The organism is Desulfonatronum sp. SC1 (assembly GCF_003046795.1).
Classification (GTDB): Bacteria; Desulfobacterota; Desulfovibrionia; order Desulfovibrionales; family Desulfonatronaceae; genus Desulfonatronum.
The window spans coordinates 129,634-155,542 of record NZ_PZKN01000002.1; the positions used below are offsets into that span (position 1 = coordinate 129,634).

The following is a 25,909-nucleotide window of genomic DNA, read 5'->3' on the forward strand; positions in this document are numbered from 1 at the left end:
GTTTTCTTGGTGCGGGCGCGGGTAGTATCAGCCAGCGGTCCGCCCGAGGGCCTCGACCATCCTCTGATGGACCAAGGCATTGCTGGCCAGGATGGAGGGGATGTGCAGTTCGAACGCCGAATCGTCCATTCGGGTGACCAATCCTCCGGCCTCACGGACCAACAGCCAGCCCGCGGCCATGTCCCACGGCTTGAGATTAATCTCATAGAACGCGTCAAAGCGACCGCAAGCGACATAGGCCAGGTCGCTTGCCGCGGAGCCGGGCCGTCGAATCCCCTGAGTCAGGCTGAGCATGGTTTCCATCCATCCCAGGATCGGCGGCAACTGCTCCCGGACGGAGTAGGGGAATCCGGTGGCGACCAGCGAATTTTCCAAATCCGGGACGGTGGAAACATGGACCGGAGCGTTGTTGAGGTGGGTGCCCCGGCCCTTGGCGGCATGGAACAGCTCGTTGAGTACGGGCAAGTGGACAAGCCCGAGCTGGACATCCCCCTCGTCCCACAAAGCCACGGAGATGGCCACGAAGGGAAAGCCGTGGGCGAAGTTGGTGGTGCCGTCCAGAGGGTCGATGATCCAGGTGGGGCCGTTCAGTTTTTTTCCCAGGTCGTCGGTGGAGGCCGACTCCTCAGCCAAGAAATCGGCATCGGGGAGCAAATTCCCCAGACGTTCCTTGAGCAGTTTTTCCAGGGCCAGGTCCGCTGTGGTAACCAGATCAATCCGGCCCTTATGGCGGATTTCTCGCGGAGCGTGCCAGTACCGCATCAGCAGATCCCCGGCTTCGCGGACGATGTCGATGGTTTTTGGGAGAAGCAGTGCGTGGTCGGTCATCCGGGGAACATATGCGTAAACAGGGCGGATGCCAAGATGCGGGGGCGAGCATCGAGCTTCGAATAAGGATCAGCCATCAACGAATCAAACTCTCAGACTTCGTTCTCACCAAGGGCAAGCCGGGTAGGCTGTCCAATTGTTGTTCCATTGGCCGACGTTCATGGCCAGGTCGCAGGCCAGGATGGTCATGATTGAGGCAGCCGGTTCCTCCGGGAGGCGGCGGGTGTGGTGGGCGATGATGTAGTCGCGGCGGGGTTGGGGTTCCATGCGACCGGCGTGTTCCATGATCCAGATGCGCTGGCCGCCCTCCACTTCGAAGATCTCTAAGCGCATGCTGATGCTGGTCGTTCCCCTGGAGCCGCCGCTGAGAAAGTAGGGGATTTCGCCGCGGATGATCAGGTCCACATCCAGGGACTTGGCTTTGGCCAAAGCTCTGGGGAGTCCCGGCCAGGTCGCGTCTTCCTCGTAGACAAAGGTGGGAAAGACCGCGGCCTGGCTCCAGGTTTGCCAGAAAATGCGGCCCAGGGCCCGGCCCAGGACGATGGGGTTGTCCGTGGGTTGGGTGACCTGCATGGGATAGAAAAGGGCCGATAGCGGGGCGGCTGGAGTGTTCTTGGGGTAAATCGATATCACGGGAGGGCCTCGGAAAATCGGGGCGTCGGTGGTCACTTCCTGGGGACCGATACGCGGTTCCCAGTAGTTTCCAATCACACCGATATACTCCCCTGTTTGCCGGACCATCTCGCAGCCGGTAAGCATCGCAAAGCCCAAGGCCAAAAGCAGTATCCCAAAGACGAGTCCGTTTCGTTTCCGCATGGTCGAGGCTCTCCTTTGGAGAAAGCTGCTATTGGGGCAAGGGGGAGGCCGTGGGGGCCTCCTTGACGGCTTCGAGTAAGTGTTCGCGGGATTCGATCAGGTTCTCCCGCAACTGGAGCCGCTTTTCAGGAGTGACAAGCCGAAAGTTCGGTCGCTCGATGATTTCCTCAAGCATTTTCATTTCCCGCTCAACTTTCAACAGCCGCGTCTGAAGCTGTGGTTCGTTGACGCAAAACCTGTTCACCGCGGCGGCCAAAGCCCGCACTTCCCGTGACAAATCCAGTAAGGCCTCCGGCCTGGTCTGTTTGGAGACTTCCTGGTAATCCCGGTAATTATTCCAGATTCGTTTCAACCAAGAGAACATGACGACAATTCCTCCGTTGTCCGGCCGCGGGGTTGTTGGTCAGAAGATCGGCGCGCCGCTGCGTTGAGCCATGCTCATGACGATGGCCAGCAGAAGAATGAACGGAATCAAGGGCAGCAACATGGCCAGAATGACTTTGGCCGTCGTCGTCCGATGGATGTACTTGTAGCCCAGAAACGTGATGACCAAGGACCAGATCGCGCCCACTAAAGGGCCGATGAACGGAATCAGCGTCAGCACCATGGGGGCGCTGCCGTAGGTCAGGGCCCGAAACGTCCCCTCGAACCCCCGCGTTGCTCCTCCGACCATGCTCAGGCAGGCGTGGACCAGCATGGCCATGACGTACAAGAGCATGGTCAAAATGATCGGGTAGCCCACCAGCAGCATCGCGGCACTGATCCCCATGGCCTCGCCTTCCCCGGTCATGCCCGACGTCACGCCGGTCATATCCCAGAGCATTTGCAAGACGATCTGAAACTCAGCGATCAGCAGGTAAAAGATCAATGGTTTGATCTGTCCGGCCCCCACGGGCATGGCCTGAAAAAAAGCCACAGGACGGAGCATGGCTCGTTTGATGGTCTCCCAGATGCCGGGAAAAAAACCGTAAATATCCAGCCGTTCCCAGGGTACCTCGATCTCGCCGTCTCCCGTGACTTCTTCAGTGGGGGGCGGATCTCCTGATTCCTGGTGGGGAGAGCCCATGGAAGCGAGGTTGTCCCAGAAGTCGCCATTGCCGGTAGGTGTTTTCCCGGACGAAGTTTTCTCGAATGGCGCTTTTTGGGATGCAGTGTCTTCGGCGGTATCGGCCCGGCCTGTTTGATGGCCGGAGTCGATTTCAGGGGCGCTTTGGGGCTCGGATTGGATTCGATGGGGAGCGGGCTCGTCGCTTGGAGGAGCCGCAAGCAGGGGAGGAGGGGGGACGGCTTCGTCGGCTGTTCGAAATTGAAATTTATGTTTGCATTTCGGGCAGGTGGCGATTTCCGCCCGTTCCGGGATTTTTTCGTCTGAAACGGTCCTGGCGAAGCCGCATTGTGGACAGGTGATTTCCATGGTGTTTCCTCGGGGACAAACGTTCAACAACTTCGTTCATTCCTAGCCCGTCCCGAGGAGAGAAGCAAGCAAGCGTGAAGCCGTACGCGGCTTGCCGGGTGATTACTTGTAGGCGTTCCTGGCGTAGCGCATGGTCGTGGTCGGAGTATTCCTCTCCGGAGCAGCGAAGCCGGAGGCAGAGGCGGTCATGGTGGAGGTGGTCGAGGAAAAAGTAGTTGGATTCTGGTTTTTGATTTCCTCGAACGCGGACTTCAAACCGGAAAGAATGGTGATCACCTCGTCGATGAGCTTGGGGTCCAGCTTGAGGTTGGCCATTAGTAACCGCGTGTTGCAGTAGAAATAGAGCTTGTGCAGGTTCTCGCCAAGCTCACCGCCTTTTTGGGTGTTCAAGCTGCTGTCCAGTTCCCCGATGATGTCCAGGGCTTTGGATATCAACAGTCCTTTTTGCTCCATATCCCGTTCTTTCATCTTTTGCTTGGCCTGCTGCAAGAAATTGATCGCTCCTCCATAGAGCAACACGACAACGTCTCCGGGGTTGGTCGTGGTGACCTGGGTTTGGAGGTAGGCTTTTGCGGCGTTGTACATGCTTTTCTCCAGATCTTGAGGATTAGAATATCACGATGGGCAAAAGCTAATGCCGATTACTTCGTGTCCGAAGTCAACTGCCCAAGCTGTGACCTTATGGAGGCACCGAGCTGGTCGTAATAGCCGAGCAAGGTTTCCAAACGAGCGAACCGAGCGCGTAAGTCCCGCTCCATGCGGGCGATGCGGCGCTGTTCGAACTCGATTTTTCGATCAATACCATCGGTGATGTCGTCGTAGTTCTCTTCAAGTATTTTAAGCGGTCCGGTTTTGATATCCGTCAAATCCTTGAGCGCATCGGCAAGTTCAGGGATCTTGCCGTATTTCAGGAAGACTTTGCCGGAGTAGTCCCCATCCACGGACATATCGTCCACCTTGATGACCATACCGGCCTCCGGCTTGCCGCTCTTGCCGGTGATTTCCCCGTTGCCGCTGTAGTTGGCTTGGTTGCCGTTGATGGTCGCGTTGATGATCTTGCCGTCGCTGACTGTGTATTTCACGACGTACTCACCGCCCTTGGTCACCCCGTCAATGCTGGATAAATACCGGAAGTCCTGGGAATCGCTGGAGCCGATGTAGTCCGCCGCGAATACCCGGGCAAAGGCTTCCGGACGGTTGCGCAAGGAGTGCTCCAAAACTTCCTCGTCCAGTTTGAGCATGCCGAACGTGGGGGAGCCTTGTTCCGCATCCGTGGTGATCCCGATCATGCCCAGGGAGCTGAACACGTCGTTGTTGACGTCAAAGCCAATGCTTTTCACGGAGGTGATGGACTTCAGCCGCGAGTCGATCATCTGGATGGCGTAGTTGCCGGTCAGAATGGATCCGTTGCCGCTTTGATCCACCTTGGTCAATTTGGTGATCTGGGCTCGCACCTCGTTCACCTGGTCCACGAATTCCCGGACATTGTCCAGAACCTTTTCATTGTTCACGGCAATGTTCAGCGTGGTCGTGCCGGCTTGACGTAGGTTGAGGGTTACGCCGTCCAACAGGTCGGATATCGTGTTCGTGGAGCGTTCAATCCAGTCATCAGCGCCCGGGGGGAAGCCGTCGATCTTGAGTTTGGAGTTCTGCGCGGCTTGGGTTTCATTGAAGTCTGCGTCCGTAAAGCCGGGAACCGTGGTGGTATCGTTGATGGCAATCATCTTGCTCGCTCCCAGGTCCATGCCCCGAAGCTGTAAGTGGTACTCACCTTCCGCGCTTTTGATGATGCTGGCCCGGATACCCGGGTTTTCCGGATCCGTATTGATCAAGTTGCGCAGGCCCTCCAGGCTGCCTCCGGACGGCAGGTTCAGCATCCTGGTTTTGCCATTGTAGGAATAGCTGAACACCTGGGCCGAGCCCCCGGTGATGTCCTCGGTCGTGCTGGGCTTGAAGGTTTCGCTGGTCCGAATGTGGTTCTGGGCCAGTTGGTGAACTTCCAGCACATGGCTGCCAACTTGGGCCTTGTCCGTGGCCGTGGCCGTAAGCACGTTCTTGTTGACGCTGTCCGCGTCCTTGACCATGAATTTGGCCATGGTATTGATGCGTTGCAGGTTGGTCCGCAGGTTGAGCATCTTGGAATTCAGTTCCCGAAACCCTTCCTGCTTTTTCTCCCACTCCTTTTTCCAGAGTTCCAGGCGGGCGGTTTGTCTGCGCTCCAAGTTGATCAACTGCTCAATCATGGTTTTGAAGTCCGTTCCGGACCCCAGACCCGTGAAGTTGATCGATCCTGATATAAGGGCTTCCGTATCCATGATGCGACCTTGTTGGGAAAAAGTTGCTGGTTCGATTTACCTCATGTTATTTCAAGCAAAGTCGATGCCATTATCTTGATTGGCCGCCATCACCAAAAAAAGGCCGGACCCTGGGACAGGGCCCGGCCTTGAAGATCAAGCCCTGGTTGATGGTTAGCCGCCGATGAGCTGCATTGCCATCCTGGGCAGGGAGTTGGCCTGGGCGAGCATGGCCACGCCGGCCTGGGTCAGAATCTGGCTGCGCACGAATGCAGTCATCTCCAAGGCAATGTCCGCGTCCGAAATCCGCGATTCCGCGGCCTGGATGTTTTCAGCCTGAATCTGGAGATTGGTGATGGTGTTTTGCAGCCGGTTCTGCAGGGCGCCGAGGCTGGCTCGGATGTTGTCCTTGGAGAGAATGGCATTTTCCAGTGCATCCAGGGCTCGCTGGGCACCCTGTTGGGTGGATATGGAATAGCCGGCATCCCCTTGAAGGCCGATACCACTGACATGCTCTCTGTTAGCAAAATTACCTACGCCCAACGCCGAAGCCGTGGAGTTGCCGATGGCAATATAGTAATAGTCTTCGCTGCTGTCGTTGGATGGTCCAAAGTGTACTTTCAGGGGGCCTGTTGACTGCAGGCCAGAGCCAATATGCCCTGCCCCCCAACCGTGAGGATTGCCAGCAGCGTCCGTACTACCTGCAACGCCTCCTCCCGATAAATTCCCATTCAGGAGATAAATACCATTAAACTTCGTGGCACTCGCGATTCGGGTGATTTCCGAGGCCATGGCCTGATACTCGGAGTCAATGATCAGCCGCTGGTCCGAGTTGTAGGTGCCTGTGGCCGCCTGGGTGGCCAGTTCCTTCATCCGGATCAGCTTTTCGTCGATAACGGCCAGGGCGCCGTCAGCGGTCTGGATCATCGAAATGGCGTCGTTGGCGTTGCGGACACCCTGGTTCAACGAGGCGATCTCCGCCCGCATCAACTCACGAATGGCCAAACCGGCGGCGTCGTCGGCGCCGCTGTTGATTCGCAGACCGGATGAAAGGCGTTGGGTGGATGTGGCCAGAGCGCTATAATTGCCACCCAGGTTTCGGGCCGCGTTCATGGCCATGAGATTGTTGTTAATACTTAACATAGCACTTCCTCCTTGCAATATGTTGGCTTCCTTGCCTGGGCGTCAAACCGTCCATCATGGACATGATCCGCACCCGCCGCGGGTGGGGCCGCCCAGTATTTGACTACTGTATCGACGGATGAAGAAAAAACTTTAGGGCGGAATCGAAATGCACGAGATATTCAGATCATCTCTCTCCGTCACCATAAGGGTTGTTTGGGAAAAGCTTACCGTATCTGATAATCCGGAAGGCAAGGCAGGAAGTGATTTGCAAAAAAGAAGCCGTTTCGCAGGTTCGCTAAAAACTCAATCTGTTCACCCAACCTTCCGCTTCTTCCGATACGTGGCCAGCCAGGAGTTGAGCCGCGGTTCCTGGCCTTGAAGTTTGGGCTCGTAGAAGCGAAGGTTGACTTCGGCGGGGAGGTAGTCTTGTTCCACCCAGGCATCGGGGTAGGCGTGGGGGTATTTGTAGCCGCGGCCGTAGCCCCATTCCTTTTGCAGGGCCGAGGAGGCGTTGCGCAGGTGCAGGGGAACGGGCCGTGGGCCGTGGGCGCGGATTTCCTTTTGGGCGGCCAGGTAGGCGGCGTAGGTGGCGTTGCTCTTGGGAGCCAGGGAGAGGTAGACGGTGGTTTCAGCCAGGGGGATAAAGCCTTCGGGCATGCCCACGAATTCCACGGCCTGCTGGCAGGCCACGGCCAAGCCAAGGGCCTGGGGATCGGCCAGGCCGACGTCCTCGGAGGCTGAGAGAATCAGGCGACGGCAGATGAAGCGGGGATCCTCGCCGCTTTCCAAGAGACAAGCCAGGTAGTAGAGGGCCGCGTCCGGGTCGCTGCCGCGGATGGATTTGATCAATGCGGAGGCAAGTTCATAGTGGGAGTCGCCCTCCCGGTCCCCGCGCAGAACCACTTCGGGCAAGGCTTGACGCAGCTTGTCCTCGGCCCATTTTTCCGGCGACAGCTCCGCGGTGAGTTCCAGAAGGTTGAACAAGGTCCGGGCGTCGCCGTTGGACAAACCGGCAAGAATTTCCAGGCTGGTCTCGGGAATGGCGGCCTCGAGGCTTTGGGCTCCGCGATTGGCCAGGATGGTCAGTTCCTGACGGTTCAACGGTCGCAGGCGCAGGACATGCATACGCGAGAGCAATTGCTTGGTCACGCTGAAAGACGGGTTTTCCGTGGTGGTGGCCAGCAGGGTGACTTCCCCGCTCTCCAGGATGGGCAGGAAGAAATCCTGCTGGGCCTTGGAAAACCGATGCAATTCGTCCAGCACCAGGATTTCCATGTTTTCCAGCTTCTTGCGCAGGTTGGCCAGTCCCACCTCCGGAGCACTCAGGCGCAGATAGGGCTTGTTGCGGGAGGTGGCCAGAAGCAGAGCCAGGGTGGATTTGCCGCAGCCCGGAGGGCCGAAAAGCAGCAGGCTGGGCATGCGCTTGGCTTGAAACAAGGCGTGCAGCCTGATCCGTAAATGATCCTGGCCGACAAAGTCCTCCAGTTTGGTCGGCCGGATGGCCGCGGCCAGGGGTTGCTGGAAACTCATCGTCCCTCCTTGTCGTCCCTGGAGAAGGGGGAAGAGGAAGGTCCCTCGGCACCTTCCCGATCAGCCGCTTCATCGGACGCCGTGTCGCTAGAGGAAGTAGACTGGTCCTTTTCGCCCGGCTCCGGAACGATCACTTCCACCTCTGAGAAATCGTAGGCAATATCTCCGGCGACCTCGAAGGCCTCCGGCTCGTTTCCGCCGTTCTTCTCCATGGGATCTCGCTCCTCTCCAACCGGCTCCGGAAAAAAATCTTGGGGCAGCAGATCCTGGGGCAATTCGATCTCCCAGACTGGCAGGCTTTCTTCGTTGGTTTCAGCTCCCTTGGAAAAACCGGGTTTTGCGTCGTCAGCGTGGCCGGTTATCGCCGCGTCGGCTTCTTCGGCTGAAACGACTTCAACATGGGGGGGGGCGGCCTCAAGGGATATATCCTCCGTCACGTCCAACTCGATCCGTGTATCCAGCGGGGCGACCTCGAAATTCTCTTGGCTCGATGCGGCAACGGAAGCAGCGGCAATCTCTTCGGAAACAGGAGGAATGTCTTCGGCAAGCGATAGTTCGGGATTTGTGACGGGAGGAGGCGTTTCCGCATGTATCAGGGACTTTTTATGCGGCGATGAGGCGATATCCGCCGCTTGTTCCTCGAAAGCGAAGTGTTCGGTGGTTCCGGCACCTGGTTCGAAAGCCATCGGCTTCGGGTTGGTTGAAGGCCCCGGTTCCGGCTCTGCTTCCGGTGGCTCGGAGGCGGAATCGAGCAGCCATTCATGTCCGGCTGATTGGAGCCAATTCAGGTTTAGGTCCGTGCGAATCGACTGCCAGTCGTAGCCGCATTTGGGACAATTCGCCAAGTGGTCGAAACTGGTATGCTTGCATTTTGGACAGTACATGGGGGCAGGCTCGCGGCGATGAAGGATTGTTGAAGGGAGTGTCAGACGTCAGGATTTTCTGGGGCTTCGGAGGCTTCGCCCTGGATGCGCCAGTAGCAAAGCCCGAGGCAGAGCAGGGCGGCGGTTTCCCAGCGCAAGGTGGACCGGCCCAGGGAGCGGGGCAGATAGCCGTTGTCCATAAAGGCTTGCGCTTCGCCTTCGGTCAATCCGCCTTCCGGACCAAGGACCAGGACCGTGGGGTCGGAACCTGGAAGTTGTCCGGGATCGAACAGGCCGCTCAAGGAAGCGTTTTCCCAGATCAAAAATTTTCCGGCCTCCGGAGTTGTTTGGGGAGAGGCGTGGTTGGACAAGCTGGAGCACAGGCGGATCACTTCTTCGGGTCCTCCGGGAATGGTGGTGATCGTGGGCAGCCAGGGATTGTCGCATTGCTTGGCCGCGTTGACCAGGAGATCGGTCCAGCTCTCCTTGGGTTGGTCCGGAACCTTTCCTTGACTGCGCGAGGCCTGCCAAAAAATCAACCCCGCGGCCCTCAGCTCCACGGCTTTTTCCAGGATCAACCCACGACGTGAAGCCTTGTTCCAGCCCAGGGCCAAGTGGATTTCCCGTCGCGGACGTGGAAACTTTTGCTGATCGAGAAGTTCCAAGCCGGCCGTTTTACGGTCCGCTGTTCGCACGAGAAACGTGCCGGTCCGTCCCTGACCGTCGAAAAGCCGCACGGTGGTTCCGGGACGAGTGCGTAAGACGGTGAGCAGATGGTGGGCTTCCGAACCTTCCAGTTGAAACGGTTCCCGCCATTGGTCCGGGGCTAGATATAGGGATTTCACGGCTTGGTGCGGAAAATCCGCCTATAGTTTTATTCGGGCGGTCCCTTGAGTGTAAAAAGGCAGGGTGGTGCGCCGTGCGGGCAACTCGGCCTTCCCGGTCCGGATCATGAATTCCGGATCATCGGCGAACCGGGTGTCCACGTAGGCCAGGGCCACTGCGTGTCCCAGGGACGGAGCGAAACTGCCGCTGGTGACCCGGCCTCGCGCGTCTCCGGATGTGCTGTAGACCATGTCTCCGTGGCGGGCGCTACGCCTGCCGGGGATGAGTAGCGGAATCAGGCGCTCCCGGACGTCCATCTGGCGTTCCTTGCCCACATAAGGGGTAGGGGAGGTGAGCAGGGCGGCGTACCCGGCCTCGGCCGGAGTATGATGCTCGTCCAGGTCCTGGCCGTACAGCGGCAGGCCCATTTCCAAACGCAGGGTATCCCGGGCGCCGAGTCCGGCCGGGCGCGCCCGGTCGTCTTGCAGGCAGGCTTCCCAGAACGCGAGAGCCGATGATGTCGGCAGATAGACTTCATACCCCAGCTCGCCGGTGTACCCTGTCCGGCTGATCAGAACGTCTTCGCCCTGAAACCGGTGGTGGCGAAAGGAGAAATATCCCAAGTCCCGCCAATCCCCCGGCACGACGCTTTGCAGCGCCTCCAGGGAAAGCGGACCTTGCAGGTCAATCTTCGCGGTCTGCTCCGAAACGTCCTCCAGAACCACCGTGGAAGGCAGGAGGTTTTTGATCCACTCCCGGTCATGGTCGATCCGGGCGGCGTTGACCACGAGCAGGAACCTGGTTTGCTCCAGCCGGTAGATGATCAGGTCGTCGAGAATTCCACCCTGTTGGTTCAACAGAAACCCGTACCCGGCTCTGCCTGGGCGCAGTTTGGGAAGATTGAGGGTTACGACGCGACCCAACGCTTCTTCCGCTTCCCCTCCGGAGACCAGAAACTCCCCCATGTGGCAGATGTCGAACACGGAAGCCCTTGTTCGCGTCTGTTCATGTTCGGCCAAAATCCCGGCGGCGTATTGCACCGGCAGATCCCATCCGGCAAACGGAACCATCCTGCCCTGATGGGCCGAGTGCCAGGCATGCAGTGGCGTCTTAAGCATCACGAAACCTTTTTCTCTCTTTCTTTTTCCGGCGCGGGATCGCGAGATTCCGGCCGTTGCTTGCGAATGCCGCGCAACTCGTCCAGCAATCCCACCAATCGGCGGAACTGGGTTTTGACCCGCAGACCGTAGGCGCTGGCTTCGTCGTCCTTGAGCTGGACGTAGCGTTTATTCAGATAGGCATTGCCCAGGACCCGCTCGCACAGGTTGACGACCCTGTCCATCAACCCATCGAAATACGGATGGATTTCAAATTTGAAGTCGTGCAGGATGTCGTTCATCTGTTGGAGCATGTCCAGCCAGGAGAGAGGCTGGCCCTTGCGGAAGCGCTGGGTCAGATCCTCCAGGATGCGAACCTTGCGGGCTTGCCGGATGTAGGAATACTGCGACCAGACATCGGTGTACAGCCCCTGGTGTTGCTTGAAGATATCCGTATTGTTCGGGTCGAAAAGGTACCCGTCCAAAACCTTGACCACCCCGGAATAGAACTCGTCGCTGTATCCGATGATCCTGCGCTGGTGCTTGGACAGCCAGGCAAACAGAAACTTCAGCCGTTTTTCATGAGTGTCCGTGTTTTCCACGACCTCCAGCTTCTTGAAGCGGATCGACCCGGCGAATTCGCCCTTGACGATATCGTTCAGCTTCAGAAGCATGTTGGAAATATCCTTGATCACGTTGGCTTCGCAGCAGACCTCTCCGGTCAGGGGGTGGATGATTTCCTGGCGCAGAACGGAGAGCGCCCGGTCCTGGCGGACGTTGTTTCGGTCGTAGCGATGCTGGCGGTAGGTCACCCTCAGGATGACGACCTGTTTTTGGGCGTCGACAAAAGCCCCCTGGTCTCCAAGATGGTTGATCAGGTCAACCTGGTCGGGGTCGATCCGGACCAGGGCGATCTTGTCCACATGCGGATAGGATTTGGCCTGTGGCGAGGAGTGCAATGTCGTGATGGTCCGGTCCGACTGTCCGAGGACGCGAATCAGGAAATCCTCGCTCAGTTTGAAGAGACGGCGCGCGAACAGGGCGGATGAGGTTCTGCGCTCGGAAACAATGGCAAATCCGTACAATTCCATCAAAAATTGATAGACGAAGTTGCGGTGTCGTTCGTAGCAACGGTTGTCGCCGACCTTGAACTTGCCGATGCGCAAGCCAAAGCGTTTCAGTTCCGTGTCCAGGTCTGAAGGGAAGGAGGCGTTGATTCCCGAAAAGATAAATGGTCCTTGAGGAAGCTGGGAGAAAACATGCCCGCGCTCCATGCGCAGCAGGAAGGACAGCGCCCGCGGGTAATGCTCCAATGCCGTCAGATTCTGCTCGGAGAAATAGAACTGAAACTCGTCGTGCATCTGCCTGGGCAGGCGGTTTTGGAAGGCCAATTGATTTTGGCGGGAGATCTGGATTTCCAGGGGGCAGACGGACTGATCGTCCTGATCCAGGTGTTCAAAAGGGGAGTGCAGGATGTCGAATTGAAAAATTTCCTGGAAATAGGAGAGGGGTCTGGCCAGAGCCACCAGGCTGAACCCGGGCAAATGCTTGTATTCGAAGATGTCTACGTCAAAGGAGGGAAGGAGTTCCCTGGCTTCGACAAGAGGGTAATTGGTCGTTTCAAAATAAGGTTTTATCAAGCAATACTTGACATGCACCATGTCCAGAAAACGGCGCAAATCGGAAAGGGTGCCGAACTCCGGAAGGCCTTCGAACGTCCAAGGGTCGGCCCAGGCAATATCCTGGGCTTGAGAAAACGCCTGCTCCCAGATAATGCTCATGGCGAGAAGGGCGTTTGATCGTGGTGGAGAAAAAAGAGGCGCTTTAACTGCTTCATTCTCTTAACTGCTTCATTCTCATGTGCCTTCCATGCAATTCGTATACATTTTGAAAGATTATCCGAGTTTTTGTTAAAAAACAACATGTGGCCGTGTCACTCGCAGGGCCGATTTGTCCTCCCAGCAGGCTTGTCCCGACACCAGCATCAATATAATTATATTTTTCAAACTATTGAATCCAATACCTAAAGCAAAACACAAATAATACGCATGCGCACGATCCTTTATGAAACACTGGCCGCCCTTGGGCAGCACGCTGACTTTCGGCATGTTCAAGTCATGGGCGCAGGCCTTGGCCGACTGATTTGGGCCTTAGTGCCGTCACGACGCAGGCTGGCCACGACCGCCATCATGGAACGTCTGGGGCTGGACCCAGCCCAGGCAAGAGCCGCGGCTCGAAACAGCTTTCTACACAACGGCCGATCTTTTCTGGAAATCCTGCTGTGCCGCAGGATCGATTGGCGGTTCGTCCGGGATAGGTTGATTATCGATGATCCGGAACTCTTCCGAGAAACCCTTGATAAACTGCGGGGGCGGCCCTGCGTGGCAGCCACGGCGCACCTCGGTGCCTGGGAACTTATAAGTGGGCTGCTGCACCTGATAACCCCCCAGGAACACAAGCAAGTGATCGTCAAAGCTACCCACGATCAATATTTGTATTCCGTCATTCGGCGAATGCGCAGCCAACCGACGGTGCGCGTCGTCGAGCACGAACAAGCCGTGCCCAAGGTATTGCGCAACTTGAAGCAAAATGGCTTGAGTGGCTTTCTCGTGGATCACAATTGCCGGAGGGAAGAAGCGGTTTTTTTGCCGTTTCTGGGACGAGAAGCCGCGGTCAACATCGGCCCGGCCTTGCTGGCCTTGCGGGCCAAGGCCTTGGTCTGGCCGGCTTTTCTGGTTCGTGAGCCTTCGGATAAGTTCCGACTCGTTTTTGAAGCGCCGTTGGACGTCCAGAGCATACCCGGAGATCGCCATGAAAAAGTTGAAGCCATTGCCCGGTTCTACACCCAGGCCGTGGAGCGAATGGTGCGTCGTTATCCTGAACAATGGTTCTGGATGCACAGGCGCTGGAAAACGCGTCCCGAAGGAGAGGAGAACGAGGCGGGGGGCTACGATTCATCTACGGAGGGGTAGGACGCCAGTCCCTCCGAAGCACGTTGAAAAACTCAACACACATCAAAGTTTACATAATTTACATTATGAGCCACAAATCCATCCCTTAAGATTATTCATTGTTTGTGAGAAGATTCCTGCTTGAACTTTTTATCAGGGTCCTCTTCGGCCTGTTGATCGTTTCCACGCTGGAGAATGGGAATTGTAACTGCGGATTACATGTTGACTGGATACCAGCCTGTGCCGGTATGACGAATTGCGTGCCGCGTTGGCGAGTTCTCTGCCCGGAGTTAATGAGCATAGGACTGGCTGTCACCGCTTGGCCAGAAAACAAAAAAGGAGTTACAGCTGAAAGCTGTAACTCCTTGACTTTATTTGGCGCGCCAGGGAGGGATCGAACCCCCGACCCTCGGCTTAGAAGGCCGATGCTCTATCCAACTGAGCTACTGGCGCAAAGGGTTTATATTTACTGTAAGTTCTTGGACTTGGTCAAGGGCGGCGATGCGTTTGTCTTGACTGGACCTGATAGTCAGCGTGGGGCGCAGCTGCTTCGTGTCTCGCTCTCGGCCCGGACCATGAGCAAGACGGCGAAAATGATCAGCGCTGCTCCCAAAATACCGAGATAGCCCAATCGTTCGCCCCACCACGCAAAGGCGACCAACGCGGCCACGACGGGTTCAAACGTGGCCACCACCGAGGCCCGAGTGGCTTCCAGGCGGCGGAGTCCCGCGCAATAGGCCAGGAAGGCTCCATAGGTGGAAACAAGGGCCAGAGCGGACAAGGCCGTCCAGGCGACAAACGTCTTCTCGTGAAAGGTCACGAAAGGATACAGGGCCATGGCTCCGATGGGCAAGGCGACAACCATCACAGTAGCCGCGGAGTACTTGTTCAAGTATCTCTTTCCGAAAATATAGTAGAGGGCATAGGTCAATCCCGAAAGCAGACCATACCCCACCGCCGCCGGACTCCACAGACCGTCACGCAGAGCGGTCATGCCGTCCGGGCCGAGGCTGACTCCCAGGACGCCCAACAACGTCAGGCCCACGGCCAGTATCTTGATGCGTCCCAGTGTTTCCCCGAGAAATAGCCAGGCCAGCAAGGCCACCCAGGCCGGCGCGGTATAAAGCAGAACCGCGGCGACGGAAGCGCCGCCAAGATCCACGGTCTTTTGGAATGCGCCGTAAAACAGTCCGACGCAAACCAGGCCGAAGAAGAAAAAAGCAGGTAGATCGGCACGATGGACTTGCCACTGTCCGCAAATCGAGACATGAATCATGAAGAGCAACGCTCCCAGGGTCGCTCGCCAGAAGGCCACCTCCAGCGGCGTCAATCCTTGCTGAAATGCCAGCAAGGCCAAGGGGCCGATCATCCCCCAGAGAGTTGCGGCCAGAAGAACATAGGCGTAGCCTGCCTTGGATTCCACCGGCGTCATTGCTTGTCATCGCCTTTCGCGTCGTCAGCATAGCGCCGCCCTGGACACTCATTTAGTCCTTCAAGTATCTCTTTAATCATCATGGTCGCCCGAGCCTCCGGGTCTGCCGCGTTATTATGCGTATTGATTGTCATTTCCATACAAGCCCACACTCCCGCTGCTCTCTCGTCAGCCCGAAAACCGCGTGTGAAGTAGCCGTTTCCAGGGGGCTGGACGCCCTGCTCTTTACGGAACACGGCGTCTACTGGGATCAGGACAGCCTCGACGCCCTGCAGTCCGCAAATCCGAAGTTAAAGCTTTACACTGGAATCGAAATCGAACTGACGGAAGGGTATCATGTCGTGGCGTTCGGGGCTCGTTTGCTGGATCGCTCCGTTCCGCCACTCTCCCTCTCCGAACTTAACCGCCTCGTCGCCCCTGAGCGCGACAACACGTTTCTCTTCGTCGCGCACGCCTTTCGCTACCAGCCGTATTCAACCCCCGAACTGGAGCAAATTCTGGGTTGTTGCGACGGAATGGAAATGCGGTCAATCAACATCCTGCGCGACCATGCCGTAGCGCACCCCACCAAGCTCGTGTCGGCGGACCATGCCCTCTACGAACACTCTTTACAAGCGTACAACCTTATTCCGGTGTATAACTCCGACGGCCACGACGAAGACAGTATCGGCCTGATTTCCAATGAATTGACCGGCGTCTCCCCTCCGTCGGACGAGACAGCCCTTGCCCGTCTTTTCAAGAGCAGCCACCCCGTTGAATTGCAGGACCGCCAACGGCTCGCCAGACATGCCCTCCTGGGCCTCAACTTGTGAATTTTTTTAAATTCGCAAACGGTCTGACCCGTAAAAGTTCAAGCTCTTGTTTAAGGAAAGCCGTAACCACTTAGCAAAGCCAGAGAAAAGACCTGGATGCTGGCTTACGCCGGCATGACGTCTCGTACCATGTCGTTTCCCTGTTAGTCATATACCGACGAAGGCCGATGCGTTTCCGGCTATCCAGTCCGAAATGTCGCGGACGAGCTGAATAATTCGAAAAAAACCGATCTTAATTCGCCGCGGCCTGAACCCGGTTGCGGCCGGTGTCCTTGGCTTTGTAGATAGCACCGTCCGCGGCGTCCACCAGGGCCAAGGGGGAAGTGTCCACGGTGGCGAAGCCTGTGGCGTGGCCCAGGGAGACGGTCACGTGGTTCGCGACCGGGGAGTGCGCGTGGGGGAGCTTGAGGTTGGCGACGGCCTCGCGCATGGCCGAGGCGATTCTCTCGGCCCCCTGGGAGTCGGTCTCCGGGAGCAGGGCCGCGAACTCCTCGCCGCCGTAGCGGGCGACCATGTCCGCCGGGCGTTGAACCACGGAGCGTAACGCCCCGGCCACCTGCTGCAGGCAGATGTCTCCGGCTCCGTGGCCGTAGTTATCGTTATAGTGCTTGAAATGGTCGATATCGACCATCACCACGCTGATGGGCAGGGCGTTTCGGGATGCGCGCTTCCATTCATGCTCCAGGCTTTGATCGAAACTGCGGCGGTTGGCGATTCCGGTCAACCCATCCACCAAGGCCAATTTTTCGAGCATTTCCGTACGAATTTTTAGCTGAATCTGGGTGCGCACCCTGGCTTTGACCACCGGGATGCTGAACGGCTTGGAGATATAGTCCACGGCCCCGAGATTCAGCCCCAGGGCCTCGTCTTCGCTGGAGCTTTTGGCCGTGACGAAGATAACGGGAATGTTCTTTGTTTCCGGGACGTTTTTGAGCCGCCGACAGACTTCGTATCCATCCATCTCCGGCATCATGACGTCCAGCAGGATGATGTCCGGCGGGTCGTCGGACGCGGCAATGGCCAGAGCCTTTGGGCCGTTGGCGGCGATGCGCACCCGGTAGTCCGCTCGCAGGGCTTCGGCTAGCACCTGGATGTTGACGGGAACGTCGTCCACGATCAATACGGATCGGAACTCCTGGGATTCGGACATGCGTCATACTCCTTGTTCCGGTCGCGACGACACGGCGGTTCGCATCGCCTGGAGGACGGCGAAGGCGGAATCGTAATCAAAGCGTTCCAGACATCGCCGTGCTTCCTCCATCAAGCCCCGCTCTCCTCCGGCCAAGGCCCGTTCCAATCGTTCCAGGACGGCTTCCTCCACCAAGTCTCCGCTTTCCACCAAACGGATTATCTTGTCCAGGATTTCCAGGGAAACCTCGGGGTCCAGTTCTCCGGAACCATCTGAATAAACAGGGATATCCGGCGAGCAGACATCGGCGGTGGAAGCCCCTGGTACCGGCTTCGTCGCCGAATCGGAGCGTCCGGCGATCCATTTGGCCAGAACGGTGAACAATTCATGGGACTCAATGGGTTTGGCCAGATAGTCGTCCATGCCCGCGGCCAGACAGTCCTCCCGGTCTTGAGCCATGGCCCCGGCTGTCATGGCGATGATCGGAATATGGGGTTCACGATCGTAGGGGTCAGGATTCAGCGGTTCACGGTTCACGGTTGTTTCCGTGGTGTCGTCGGAATGGGTTGCAATTGGCGCAACTCCGTCGGGCGCATCGCGGTGCGCCCCTACACCAATACCGATATTCGCCGTTTCTCCAACCGTTGAACCGTTGAACCGTGAACCGTGAACCTCCGCTGCGCGGATCCGCCGGGTCGCCTCCAGGCCGTTCATTACCGGCATTTGGACGTCCATGAGCACGGCGTCGAATCGGTTGGGCCGGTCGGCGTTCTCCACAATCTCGTCCCCGAAAGTCCCTTGCATCGCCTGAACAGCCTCCAACCCATTTCGAGCGACAACGACACGCAGTCCAGCCTGCTGGAGGTGTTCCCGGGCGACTTCCTCGTTGATGGCGTCATCCTCGACCAACAAAACCCGCGCCCCCCGAATGGAGTTGACCAAGGTCCGGATATCCGGAGGGCTCGCGGCGGTGCAGGGAGTGGAAGATAGGTCGGATTCCGATTCCGTGGCGGGTAGAAAGCTCGCGGTGAGTACAAAGGTGCTGCCCCGGCCTGGAACGCTATCAAAGACCAGGTTGCCGTTCATCATCTCGGCCAGGTGTTTGCTGATGGCCAGTCCCAGTCCCGTGCCGCCGAACTTACGGTTGATGGACGTGTCGGCCTGGGAGAAAACGTTGCAGAGCCGCTCGCGCTCCTCGGGCTTGATGCCGATGCCCGTATCCTTCACGGAGAACCGGAGCCGAACCTGCTCGGCGTCCCGGCGCTCCAGGCCGACGAGCAGTTCCACCCCGCCGTGTTCCGTGAACTTCACGGCGTTGTTCAGCAAATTGGTCAGGGCCTGTTCCAGGCGCAGTGAGTCGCCCACGAGACTCCGGGGAACATCCGGTTCCACGTAAAAAGAGAGCGTCAGCCCCTTTTCCTTGACCGGCGCCTCCATCAGCGCGGCCAATTGATCCAGGGCCTCGTTCAGGGCGAAAAGCCGCTGCTCCAAAACCATCCGTCCGGCCTCGATCTTGGAAAAATCCAGGATATCGTTGAGAATACTTAACAACATCCTGGATGAGCGCAGCACTTTTTGCAGATAGTCGCGCTGCCGAGGTTCCAGTTGGGTTTCCAGGCAAAGCTGGGTCAGGCCGATCACCGCGTTTAGAGGGGTGCGGATTTCATGACTCATGTTGGCCAGAAAATCGCTTTTGGTTCTGGATGCAGCCTCCGCCGTCTCCTTGGCCTGGACCAAAGCAGCTTCAACCAACTTGCGCTCCGTGACGTCCCTGGCCGCGGCGTAAATGCTTCCCCCCTGGGGCTTGGAGCGCCATTCGATCCACCGGTACGAGCCATCCCGCGCGCGTAAGCGATTTGCGAAATACAGCACGTCCTGCTGAGCGGCCAGGTTTGTGCCGACGGTCAGAGTCTGGTCCATGTCCTCGGGATGGACGAAGTCCAGGTACGGTCGGCCCTCAAGCTCCGAAAGCGGATATCCGAGCACATTTTCCCATTCCGGGTTAAGCCGGATAAAGCGCCCGTGGACGTCGGCAATACAAAGCAGATCCAGGGATACGCTAAAAAACCGCTCCAGTTCAACGTTCTTTTTCCGCAGGGCCTCATCCGCCGCGGCCATGCTCGCCGCGACTTGCGCCCGTCGCCGCTGGTTCACCGTGAGCACAAACACGGAGACCACTGTCAGCAGGGCGAACAAGCCACCCAGAGCCAAAAGATGCTCTTTGCAAAGTACCTGGAGAGTGAAGAACCCGCCGAGAACCGCCAGCAGGGCCCCCAACAGCAACCATTCCGTCAAGAAGTGTCGTTTCATGAATTACGACCGCGTGAGGAGTTCGATTCGAGCAGGAACACCGCTTTGCCGTGCACGATTAAAGATGTGAGCGGCCAATTATGATTGATATGTACCAAAAAGTTGCATCCTGAGCACAGGTCCGGACAAAGTCAATCACGGCCTGAATAAACCGTGCATGCAGGTCCGACGACGAACGGGTTGACAGCGGAGCCGGACCTCCATAGGCCTCATCCATTTCCACACTAATAAGATCAGTTCCCCAAATGCCCTCTTCTAACCCCTTGTCGAACGCTTTGCACGCCGCGCAAGACTTCCTGCGCCGCAACATCCTCGCCGCTCGGCAGGTCTGCGCCGTGCTGTTCAAGATTATGATTCCGGTGATGATCGTGATGAAGCTCTTGCAGGAACTGGGCCTGGTAGCCGTGGTCGGCCAGGTGATGGGGCCGATGATGGAACTGTTCGGACTGCCCGGCCCCATGGGGCTGGTCTGGGCCACGGCCATGCTGACCAACCTCTACGCCGCGGCGGTGGTCCTGATTACCCTGCTGCCGGAAGCGCCCCTGACCTCGGCCCAGGTCACGGTCCTGGCGACAATGATGCTCATCGCCCACGGTCTGCCCGTGGAACTGAGCATTGCCCGGCGTTCCGGAGCCCGGGTGCGCGCGCAATTTGTCGTGCGGATCGGTGCGGCCATGCTCTGCGGCTGGCTGCTGCATCTGGGCTATGGATGGCTGAATTGGGGTACGGCGCCGGTCCAGCCGTCCTGGATTCCGGACGCTCCGCCAACGGGCTTGGCGGCCTGGATGCTGCGGGAAATCCGCAATCTGGCGGGGATCGCGGTGATCGTATTGATCATGCTCATGCTTCTGGACGTGCTCAAGCGCCTGGGCGTCACGGACCTGATGATCCGCCTGCTCTCCCCGGTGCTTAAATCCATGGGCATCGGCCGGGAAGCGGGGACCATTACCATCGTCGGCATGACTCTGGGCCTGTCCTACGGCGGCGGGTTAATCATCCACGAAGCCCGCTCCGGACGTATTCCCGCAAAGGACGTCTTCCTGGCCCTGACCTTCATGGGCCTGTGCCACAGCCTGATCGAAGACACCCTGCTGATGCTCCTGCTGGGCGCGGACGTCAGCGGCGTGCTCTGGGCCAGAATGGCCTTCTCCCTGGCCTTCCTCTGGATCCTGGCCTGGGCCGTGGCCCGCCTCCCGGAATCGGTTATCAACAGGCTGCTGATCCGCTCCCCAACGCCCTGAAGATGGCTTGCGTTCCTGTGCAGCCCTGCACGCGACGACTCTCCACCCGTGGCTTTTTCCTGAGGTCGAGGCAAACCGTACTGAACACTTGCAACGAAAACTAGCGACTATTCGCCGGTATGGCCGCGCCGATGGCCGCGGCCACGATGCGTAGCACGCTTTCCTCGGCCGCCGACCAGATTCTGGGGGTGCGCACGGAGTCGAACCCGAGAAAGCCCCAGAAGCGTCCATCCACCTGAATCGGGACCACCAGCAGGCTTTGGATTTCCTGGGCCTCCAGAATGAGCCTTTCTTGTTCCGGAAAATCCTGCACGAATCCCATGATCGAGTTCCCCGCGTTCATTTCCCGCACCCAGCGAGGGGTAAGATCGCAAAGCGGGACGTTTTGCAGCATCGGATTGTCGATCTGCGGGGTCACGTCGGTCCTGGACCATTCCAGAATCTGGCTGGAAAACAGCTTTCCGGTCGATTCGTTCTGGTGATTTTTGAAGATGTAGACGCGGTCCGTATTCGTGCGCAGACCCAGTTGGGTTAAAATGCTCGGAAAGCTCTGGTCCGGACTCGACGAACGTAGAAGCTTCAGCGCGGTCGTCGCCGCCAGTTCCAGAAGCAGATCCCGCTGCTGCAACGCGTCCTCGTCCTGCTTGCGGACGGTGATGTCCCTGCCCACGGCGTAAACGAACTCGCCCATGGCCTGTAGATTCCATTCGATGGTTCGATAGCCGCCGTCCCTGGCGCGATATCTGTTGATGAGGGACCGCACGTATTTGGCGGTGGACAGCTTTTCGAAGGTGGCAACGCTGTCAGTCTGGTCTGCCGGGTGAATGAACCGAAGGTACTTATAACCTTCCAGTTCGCTCCGAGGGTAGCCGAGGAGGTGCTCCCAGGCCGGACTGAGCCGCAGAATGTAGCCGTTTTTTTGTTTGATTACCAATAGATCCTGGGAAATCGAGAAAAAACAGTCCAACTCTTCAATTTTGGCCCGCAGGGCCGCCTCGGTATGGCGCAGTTGCTCCTGGACCGTCATGATGTCCGTAAGGTCGTGGATCGTCACGACCACGCCCACGATATTCCGGTCGTGCCGGCACGGCATGTAGGTCCGCTTCACGAACCGCGGCCCGCGACCATAATCCACCCAGCCTTCGAGCTGGGCCTTGACGCCTCGCAGCAACGCCCGATCAAGGTGGGGTCGGATTTCCTTTTCGAAAAACTCCTCTCCCCAGAATCGGCTGAGAAAATCGGCGTAGCAGGCGCTGTGGAGCTTGCCCGCCGGCACGCCGACAAGCTGTTCATACGCCTCATTGACCACGACGATGGTCCCGGAACGGTCGACAAAGGCCTGGGCGTCCTGGGAGTTTCGCACCATCAGCCCCCAGATGCGCTGAAGATGCTCGGCCTTCGCCTTTTCTTCGGCCTTTTGCTGATATTTTTCCAGAGCCAGGGCCAAATCCTTGCTTCGTTTTCGGACATGATTCTCCAATTCCTCCTGATTGTGCATCAGGGTTCCGGCCAAGGCCGTCATGTCCGTGACGTCCTGGAGGACCAACAGAGCCGCCATATCCATCCCTGATTCGACCTGTCCTTGTTCCACATGGATGGAAACGGTTCGCGTCCCCAGGGACCTGGCTTCCACCCGAATCAGGATGGCACCTTCACGTCCTTGCCCGAACCCTGATTTGGCGTACTCGACGAGTCGTCGCACCTCGTCATGCTTTTCCGGAGACACATGTTTCAGAAAACGCTTCAGGGTTGGTTTGACGGAAAAAGGCGGATACCCCAACAAGTCGAAAACCGAAGCGCTCCAGCGCATCCTCCTTGCCTCGTCGCCCAGGGTCCATACGCCGATCCTCTTGAGAGCGCGGATATCCTTGCGCCAGGAACGATCCTCCTCAGAAGATGAGACTGTTTTCGAGGCCGGGGAATGGTCGGGAGGTTCCTGGTCCGGAAACAGGAACAGATTGACCATGCTGACGTCCAACACCTGAGAGAACTTTTCCTGCACAGCGAAGGACGGTGAGGACGACCCCTGTTCGATGCGGCTGATCTGACGCGGACTCAATCCCACCTTGGCGGCCAGTTCGGCTTGAGTCATGTTCCGCAAGGTTCGCAAATAGCGCAGGCGCGCGCCGAATCGGCGCGCTGTGATGGTGGGTTCAGGCATGTTCTTGTTTTTTGGAGTTCACAAAAGAATCATCCGGCTGGATGTCGCCGATCAGGCGACACCTTCCAGCCGGATGATTCTCAAGCGAGACGCGATGAACCGTTCCTTCGCGGTCGTCAACGACCGCGAAGGAACGGTTGACGCGTATCAGGCTTGTTTCAGTTGCCGGACCAACTCCCGCAGTTCGTTTCCCTGCCTGGCCAGTTCGGACACGGCTTCGGCCGACTGGTTCATGACCTCGCTGGTTTCCGAAGCGATCCGGTTGATGTCCTCCACCCCGCGGTTGATTTCCTCACTGGTGGCGGACTGTTCTTCAGCCGCCGTGGCGATGGACCGGACCTGATCCGCGGCCTGCTCGGCCAAACCCAGGATTTCTTTCAAGGCTTCGCCCGACTTGTTGGCCAGTTGCGTGGCGTCCTCAATGGCGGCCACAGACTGATCCATGCCCTGAATGTTGTTCCGGGTGCCCTGCTGAATGGCGGAGATGGCTTCGCCCACTTCCTTGGTGGCATTCATGGTCTTTTCCGCCAGCTTGCGAACCTCGTCGGCCACCACAGCGAAACCGCGACCCGCGTCTCCGGCCCGGGCCGCCTCGATGGCCGCGTTCAGGGCCAGGAGGTTGGTCTGGTCCGCGATGTCCTCGATCACGTTCATGATCCGTCCGATTTGCTCGGCCTGTTGGCCCAACTGGCTGAGGTTGTTCTTCATCTCTTTGGCCTGGCTCTGAACCTTGTTGATGGCGACGACCGAGTCGCTGACCACTTTCGCGCCATCCTCGGCCTTGGTCCTGGCCTGATCCGAGGCCTCGGCGGCCTGGGAGGCATTCTTGGCCACCTCCAGAACCGTGGCGTTCATCTCCTCCATGGCCGTGGCCGTCTCACCGGTGCGGGTCCGCTGCTCCTCCGCGCCCCGGCTGGCCTGCTCCACTTGGGCCGCCAACTGTTCGGAGGCCGAACCGACCTGCTCCACCACGCCTTCAATGCGCCCGGCGGCCTGGAGCATGCCGTCGCGCTTGGCCTGTTCGGCTTGGCGTTTGGCCTCCTCGGCTTCCTGGGTAGCCAGGTTGCATTCCGCGGCTTTCTGCTCCGCCTCCTTGGTTTTGACGTCGGCCTCTTCCATTTTCTCGATCAAGGCGCCGACCATGGACTGAATGCTCCGGTTCAGCTTCCCGACCTCGTCGCGTTGGTCGATGTCGGACTGAGCGTGCAGGTCTCCGCCGGCCACGGCCTGAGCGTATTTCATTAGACGGTTGATGGGTCCGGTGATCCGAGAGGCCAACAGCAGCCACAAGGCCACCACGGCAATTAAGGTCGCCGCGAGTACGCTCCAGATGACCATTCTGCCCTGGCTGTTCGTGGTCCTGATCAGTTCAACATCCTGAAAAATTTCTTCGTCGAAAGTTCCCGCGCCGATGGTCCAATCCCAAGGCGTGAAGTAAGCGATGCTGACGGTTTTCATCCGGGCTTTGAGTTCCCCCGGATTTTTCCAGGGATAGCGATCTTCGGCGAATTCTCCGGGTTTCAAGGCTTTGGCCTTGGCGATCATTTCCTGAATGAAGAACCTCCCGTCAGCGTCCCTGGCCTCCCACACGCTTTCGCCGTCCTGTCCACCGTGCTGGGAGATGATATACTGACCGTTGGAGTCGAGCACGAACACGTAGCCGGTCTCGCCCACAATGATCTCCATGATCTGTCGGCGCAGACTCTCGGCGCTCTCCTCCGGCACCCCGACGTACAGCACGCCCACGACCCGACCTCCGGCGTCCATGATCGGCTCGTAAGCCGTGACGTACCACGCGTTTACCACGAAGGCCCGGCCGATAAAGCGTTGCCCGGCCAACACGCGCTCCAGGACCCGGTTAGGGGTCCCGTCCGGATTGCGCGCCGGAATGTAGGTGCCGATGGCCCTGTTTCCGTCCAGGGTCTCTACGTTGGTGCTCACCCGGAGCATGTCTCCGGCCTCGTTCATGCGTTGGAAAATGGTGGCGGTTCCGCCGACCAGTTCACGGGTGTCGTCGACAATCGGCGAGTAACGTTCCACGTTGGCGTTCTGGCCCAACCAGGTGTCGCCGACCATCATCCTCGGCAGGCGGATATTGATCTGTTCCCGGGAAAATTGATTAATTGCTTGCCATTGCACGGTTTCCTCCGCGAAATGCACTCGGCCGGTCCGGCGCAGAATGTCGCGGGCCACGTTTAGGTCGCTGATGGTCTTCTGCTCCAGCACTTCCTGCATGCTGGTGACCATGGCCACGACCCCGGACACGACGCCCTCATTCTGATTCCTTGCGAGCTGATCCACCGCGTCCGCCGCGATCTCCTCGGCCTGCTCGGCCTTCCACATGGCGATACCCGCGATAAGCAACAGCGGAATGATGGTCGCGGCCACCCCAGCGATGATCAGCTTCATTCGAATGGTCATGTTCTTCACTGGCTTAGTCTCCTTCGTTCGTTAAGTGAACGGATATTCGAACCAACGCGCTTCAGGCCTAGAACAGCTTAAATTCCGGCCAGCATGTTTTGTTCGCCCCGGCTCAACAGGCGATCCAGGTCCAACAGGATCAGTAGTCTGTCGGCCAGCTTGCCCACGCCGTTGATGTATTCGGACTCGATCCCCGAGATGATGGCCGGGGGCGGTTCCACCGTGTTCGCCGGGATGCGCAGTACTTCGGAAACCGAATCCACCACGAAGCCGACGATGACCTTGTTGATCTCGATGACGATAATCCGGGTGTGCTTGTCGTGTTCCTGGGCGGTCATGCCGAAGCGTTTGCGCAGATCGATGATAGGGATGACCTTGCCCCGCAGGTTGATCACTCCTTCCACGAAATCCGGAGCTTTGGGCACCCTGGTGATGCCCAACATCCGGATGATTTCCTGGACCTTGAGGATCTCCACGCCGAATTCTTCTTCCCCGATGTGGAAGGTGACCAGTTGCAGCAGCTCGGCTTCCGGACCTTTTTGAACCAAGTTCTCTTGTCCCATCCTGCCTCCGCGCGTGTTTGTCGCGGCGGGACGTCGTCGCCGACATGAATAATTGTCCATGGCCCGACCGTCCGGGCTCCACACCGTCGTGCCTCGC

21 protein-coding genes and 1 tRNA gene are annotated in these 25,909 nt (G+C 58.2%); 3 read left to right on the top strand and 19 right to left on the bottom strand.

Annotated elements, in window-relative coordinates; all coding sequences use genetic code 11:
- Window positions 1-27: 27 nt before the first annotated feature.
- The 12 genes from C6366_RS01940 to C6366_RS01995 all read right to left on the bottom strand — a co-directional run bounded on the left by C6366_RS01940 (window position 28) and on the right by C6366_RS01995 (window position 12,573).
- On the bottom strand, window positions 28-828 hold the full coding sequence (locus C6366_RS01940) for an inositol monophosphatase family protein (RefSeq protein WP_107735663.1): 801 nt from the start codon (window positions 826-828) through the stop codon (window positions 28-30).
- A 105-nt stretch (window positions 829-933) separates the two neighbouring features.
- Window positions 934-1,644, bottom strand: a complete 711-nt coding sequence (locus tag C6366_RS01945) for a hypothetical protein (RefSeq protein ID WP_107735664.1) — start codon at window positions 1,642-1,644, stop codon at window positions 934-936.
- 28 nt (window positions 1,645-1,672) lie between these two features.
- A complete protein-coding gene (locus C6366_RS01950; RefSeq protein ID WP_107735665.1) occupies window positions 1,673-2,008 on the bottom strand; it encodes a hypothetical protein in 336 nt (111 codons plus the stop codon).
- A gap of 39 nt (window positions 2,009-2,047) precedes the next feature.
- Window positions 2,048-3,058, bottom strand: a complete 1,011-nt coding sequence (locus C6366_RS01955; RefSeq protein ID WP_107735666.1) for a YIP1 family protein — start codon at window positions 3,056-3,058, stop codon at window positions 2,048-2,050.
- 102 nt (window positions 3,059-3,160) lie between these two features.
- Window positions 3,161-3,643, bottom strand: a complete 483-nt coding sequence (fliS, locus tag C6366_RS01960) for a flagellar export chaperone FliS (RefSeq protein ID WP_107735667.1) — start codon at window positions 3,641-3,643, stop codon at window positions 3,161-3,163.
- 56 nt (window positions 3,644-3,699) lie between these two features.
- Window positions 3,700-5,373 carry a flagellar filament capping protein FliD gene (gene fliD, locus C6366_RS01965; protein WP_107735668.1) on the bottom strand — a complete coding sequence of 558 codons (1,674 nt, stop codon included), beginning with the start codon at window positions 5,371-5,373 and terminating at the stop codon, window positions 3,700-3,702.
- A 153-nt stretch (window positions 5,374-5,526) separates the two neighbouring features.
- Entirely contained in the window at window positions 5,527-6,495 is a 969-nt protein-coding gene (locus tag C6366_RS01970; protein WP_107735669.1) for a flagellin, read from the bottom strand.
- Between the two features lie 294 nt (window positions 6,496-6,789).
- Window positions 6,790-8,007, bottom strand: coding sequence for a replication-associated recombination protein A (locus tag C6366_RS01975; RefSeq protein WP_107735670.1), 1,218 nt, complete (start codon window positions 8,005-8,007; stop codon window positions 6,790-6,792).
- Window positions 8,004-8,891, bottom strand: a complete 888-nt coding sequence (locus C6366_RS01980) for a hypothetical protein (protein WP_146164742.1) — start codon at window positions 8,889-8,891, stop codon at window positions 8,004-8,006. Before C6366_RS01980 ends, C6366_RS01975 begins: the two co-directional genes overlap by 4 nt.
- A gap of 41 nt (window positions 8,892-8,932) precedes the next feature.
- Window positions 8,933-9,715 carry a 16S rRNA (uracil(1498)-N(3))-methyltransferase gene (locus C6366_RS01985; protein ID WP_107735672.1) on the bottom strand — a complete coding sequence of 261 codons (783 nt, stop codon included), beginning with the start codon at window positions 9,713-9,715 and terminating at the stop codon, window positions 8,933-8,935.
- A gap of 21 nt (window positions 9,716-9,736) precedes the next feature.
- Window positions 9,737-10,813, bottom strand: a complete 1,077-nt coding sequence (gene gcvT / locus C6366_RS01990; protein ID WP_107735673.1) for a glycine cleavage system aminomethyltransferase GcvT — start codon at window positions 10,811-10,813, stop codon at window positions 9,737-9,739.
- A complete protein-coding gene (locus tag C6366_RS01995; RefSeq protein ID WP_107735674.1) occupies window positions 10,813-12,573 on the bottom strand; it encodes a hypothetical protein in 1,761 nt (586 codons plus the stop codon). The genes gcvT and C6366_RS01995 overlap by 1 nt, the downstream gene beginning before the upstream one ends.
- Window positions 12,574-12,840: 267 nt before the next feature.
- Between C6366_RS01995 and C6366_RS02000 the strand changes: the two genes are divergently transcribed.
- Window positions 12,841-13,764 carry a lysophospholipid acyltransferase family protein gene (locus tag C6366_RS02000; RefSeq protein WP_107735675.1) on the top strand — a complete coding sequence of 308 codons (924 nt, stop codon included), beginning with the start codon at window positions 12,841-12,843 and terminating at the stop codon, window positions 13,762-13,764.
- 355 nt (window positions 13,765-14,119) lie between these two features.
- Here C6366_RS02000 and C6366_RS02005 read toward each other — a convergent pair.
- Window positions 14,120-14,196, bottom strand: a tRNA-Arg gene (locus C6366_RS02005).
- 76 nt (window positions 14,197-14,272) lie between these two features.
- Complete coding sequence (locus C6366_RS02010; protein WP_107735676.1) at window positions 14,273-15,175, bottom strand: DMT family transporter; 903 nt, start codon at window positions 15,173-15,175, stop codon at window positions 14,273-14,275.
- 116 nt (window positions 15,176-15,291) lie between these two features.
- Between C6366_RS02010 and C6366_RS02015 the strand changes: the two genes are divergently transcribed.
- Window positions 15,292-15,987, top strand: a complete 696-nt coding sequence (locus C6366_RS02015) for a PHP domain-containing protein (protein WP_107735677.1) — start codon at window positions 15,292-15,294, stop codon at window positions 15,985-15,987.
- A 232-nt stretch (window positions 15,988-16,219) separates the two neighbouring features.
- Here the strand turns inward: C6366_RS02015 and C6366_RS02020 are convergent, their stop codons facing one another.
- Together C6366_RS02020 and C6366_RS02025 are read right to left on the bottom strand one after the other, a co-directional pair.
- Window positions 16,220-17,137 (bottom strand): diguanylate cyclase, encoded by a 918-nt coding sequence (locus C6366_RS02020; RefSeq protein WP_107735678.1) that lies wholly within the window; start codon window positions 17,135-17,137, stop codon window positions 16,220-16,222.
- Window positions 17,138-17,140: 3 nt separating this feature from the next.
- A complete protein-coding gene (locus C6366_RS02025) occupies window positions 17,141-19,426 on the bottom strand; it encodes an ATP-binding protein (RefSeq protein WP_107735679.1) in 2,286 nt (761 codons plus the stop codon).
- Window positions 19,427-19,671: 245 nt separating this feature from the next.
- Here C6366_RS02025 and C6366_RS02030 point away from each other — a divergent pair, with 245 nt between their 5' ends.
- A complete protein-coding gene (locus C6366_RS02030; RefSeq protein ID WP_107735680.1) occupies window positions 19,672-20,667 on the top strand; it encodes a nucleoside recognition domain-containing protein in 996 nt (331 codons plus the stop codon).
- A 100-nt stretch (window positions 20,668-20,767) separates the two neighbouring features.
- On the opposite strand, the gene C6366_RS02035 is transcribed toward C6366_RS02030, so the two are convergent.
- From C6366_RS02035 to C6366_RS02045, 3 genes are all read right to left on the bottom strand, one after another.
- A complete protein-coding gene (locus C6366_RS02035; RefSeq protein WP_107735681.1) occupies window positions 20,768-22,828 on the bottom strand; it encodes a PAS domain S-box protein in 2,061 nt (686 codons plus the stop codon).
- A 147-nt stretch (window positions 22,829-22,975) separates the two neighbouring features.
- Window positions 22,976-25,249, bottom strand: a complete 2,274-nt coding sequence (locus C6366_RS20185) for a methyl-accepting chemotaxis protein (protein ID WP_233248364.1) — start codon at window positions 25,247-25,249, stop codon at window positions 22,976-22,978.
- Window positions 25,250-25,326: 77 nt separating this feature from the next.
- On the bottom strand, window positions 25,327-25,812 hold the full coding sequence (locus C6366_RS02045; protein WP_107735682.1) for a chemotaxis protein CheW: 486 nt from the start codon (window positions 25,810-25,812) through the stop codon (window positions 25,327-25,329).
- Between the last annotated feature and the right edge of the window lie 97 nt (window positions 25,813-25,909).

Coding starts and splice junctions, on each gene's coding strand:
- C6366_RS01940 (WP_107735663.1), bottom strand. CDS start 828: ATGACCGACCACGCACTGCTTCTCCCAAAAACCATCGACATCGTCCGC.
- C6366_RS01945 (WP_107735664.1), bottom strand. CDS start 1,644: ATGCGGAAACGAAACGGACTCGTCTTTGGGATACTGCTTTTGGCCTTG.
- C6366_RS01950 (WP_107735665.1), bottom strand. CDS start 2,008: ATGTTCTCTTGGTTGAAACGAATCTGGAATAATTACCGGGATTACCAG.
- C6366_RS01955 (WP_107735666.1), bottom strand. CDS start 3,058: ATGGAAATCACCTGTCCACAATGCGGCTTCGCCAGGACCGTTTCAGAC.
- fliS (WP_107735667.1), bottom strand. CDS start 3,643: ATGTACAACGCCGCAAAAGCCTACCTCCAAACCCAGGTCACCACGACC.
- fliD (WP_107735668.1), bottom strand. CDS start 5,373: ATGGATACGGAAGCCCTTATATCAGGATCGATCAACTTCACGGGTCTG.
- C6366_RS01970 (WP_107735669.1), bottom strand. CDS start 6,495: ATGTTAAGTATTAACAACAATCTCATGGCCATGAACGCGGCCCGAAAC.
- C6366_RS01975 (WP_107735670.1), bottom strand. CDS start 8,007: ATGAGTTTCCAGCAACCCCTGGCCGCGGCCATCCGGCCGACCAAACTG.
- C6366_RS01980 (WP_146164742.1), bottom strand. CDS start 8,891: ATGTACTGTCCAAAATGCAAGCATACCAGTTTCGACCACTTGGCGAAT.
- gcvT (WP_107735673.1), bottom strand. CDS start 10,813: ATGCTTAAGACGCCACTGCATGCCTGGCACTCGGCCCATCAGGGCAGG.
- C6366_RS01995 (WP_107735674.1), bottom strand. CDS start 12,573: ATGAGCATTATCTGGGAGCAGGCGTTTTCTCAAGCCCAGGATATTGCC.
- C6366_RS02000 (WP_107735675.1), top strand. CDS start 12,841: ATGCGCACGATCCTTTATGAAACACTGGCCGCCCTTGGGCAGCACGCT.
- C6366_RS02010 (WP_107735676.1), bottom strand. CDS start 15,175: ATGACGCCGGTGGAATCCAAGGCAGGCTACGCCTATGTTCTTCTGGCC.
- C6366_RS02015 (WP_107735677.1), top strand. CDS start 15,292: ATGCGTATTGATTGTCATTTCCATACAAGCCCACACTCCCGCTGCTCT.
- C6366_RS02020 (WP_107735678.1), bottom strand. CDS start 17,137: ATGTCCGAATCCCAGGAGTTCCGATCCGTATTGATCGTGGACGACGTT.
- C6366_RS02025 (WP_107735679.1), bottom strand. CDS start 19,426: ATGAAACGACACTTCTTGACGGAATGGTTGCTGTTGGGGGCCCTGCTG.
- C6366_RS02030 (WP_107735680.1), top strand. CDS start 19,672: ATGCCCTCTTCTAACCCCTTGTCGAACGCTTTGCACGCCGCGCAAGAC.
- C6366_RS02035 (WP_107735681.1), bottom strand. CDS start 22,828: ATGCCTGAACCCACCATCACAGCGCGCCGATTCGGCGCGCGCCTGCGC.
- C6366_RS20185 (WP_233248364.1), bottom strand. CDS start 25,249: ATGACCATTCGAATGAAGCTGATCATCGCTGGGGTGGCCGCGACCATC.
- C6366_RS02045 (WP_107735682.1), bottom strand. CDS start 25,812: ATGGGACAAGAGAACTTGGTTCAAAAAGGTCCGGAAGCCGAGCTGCTG.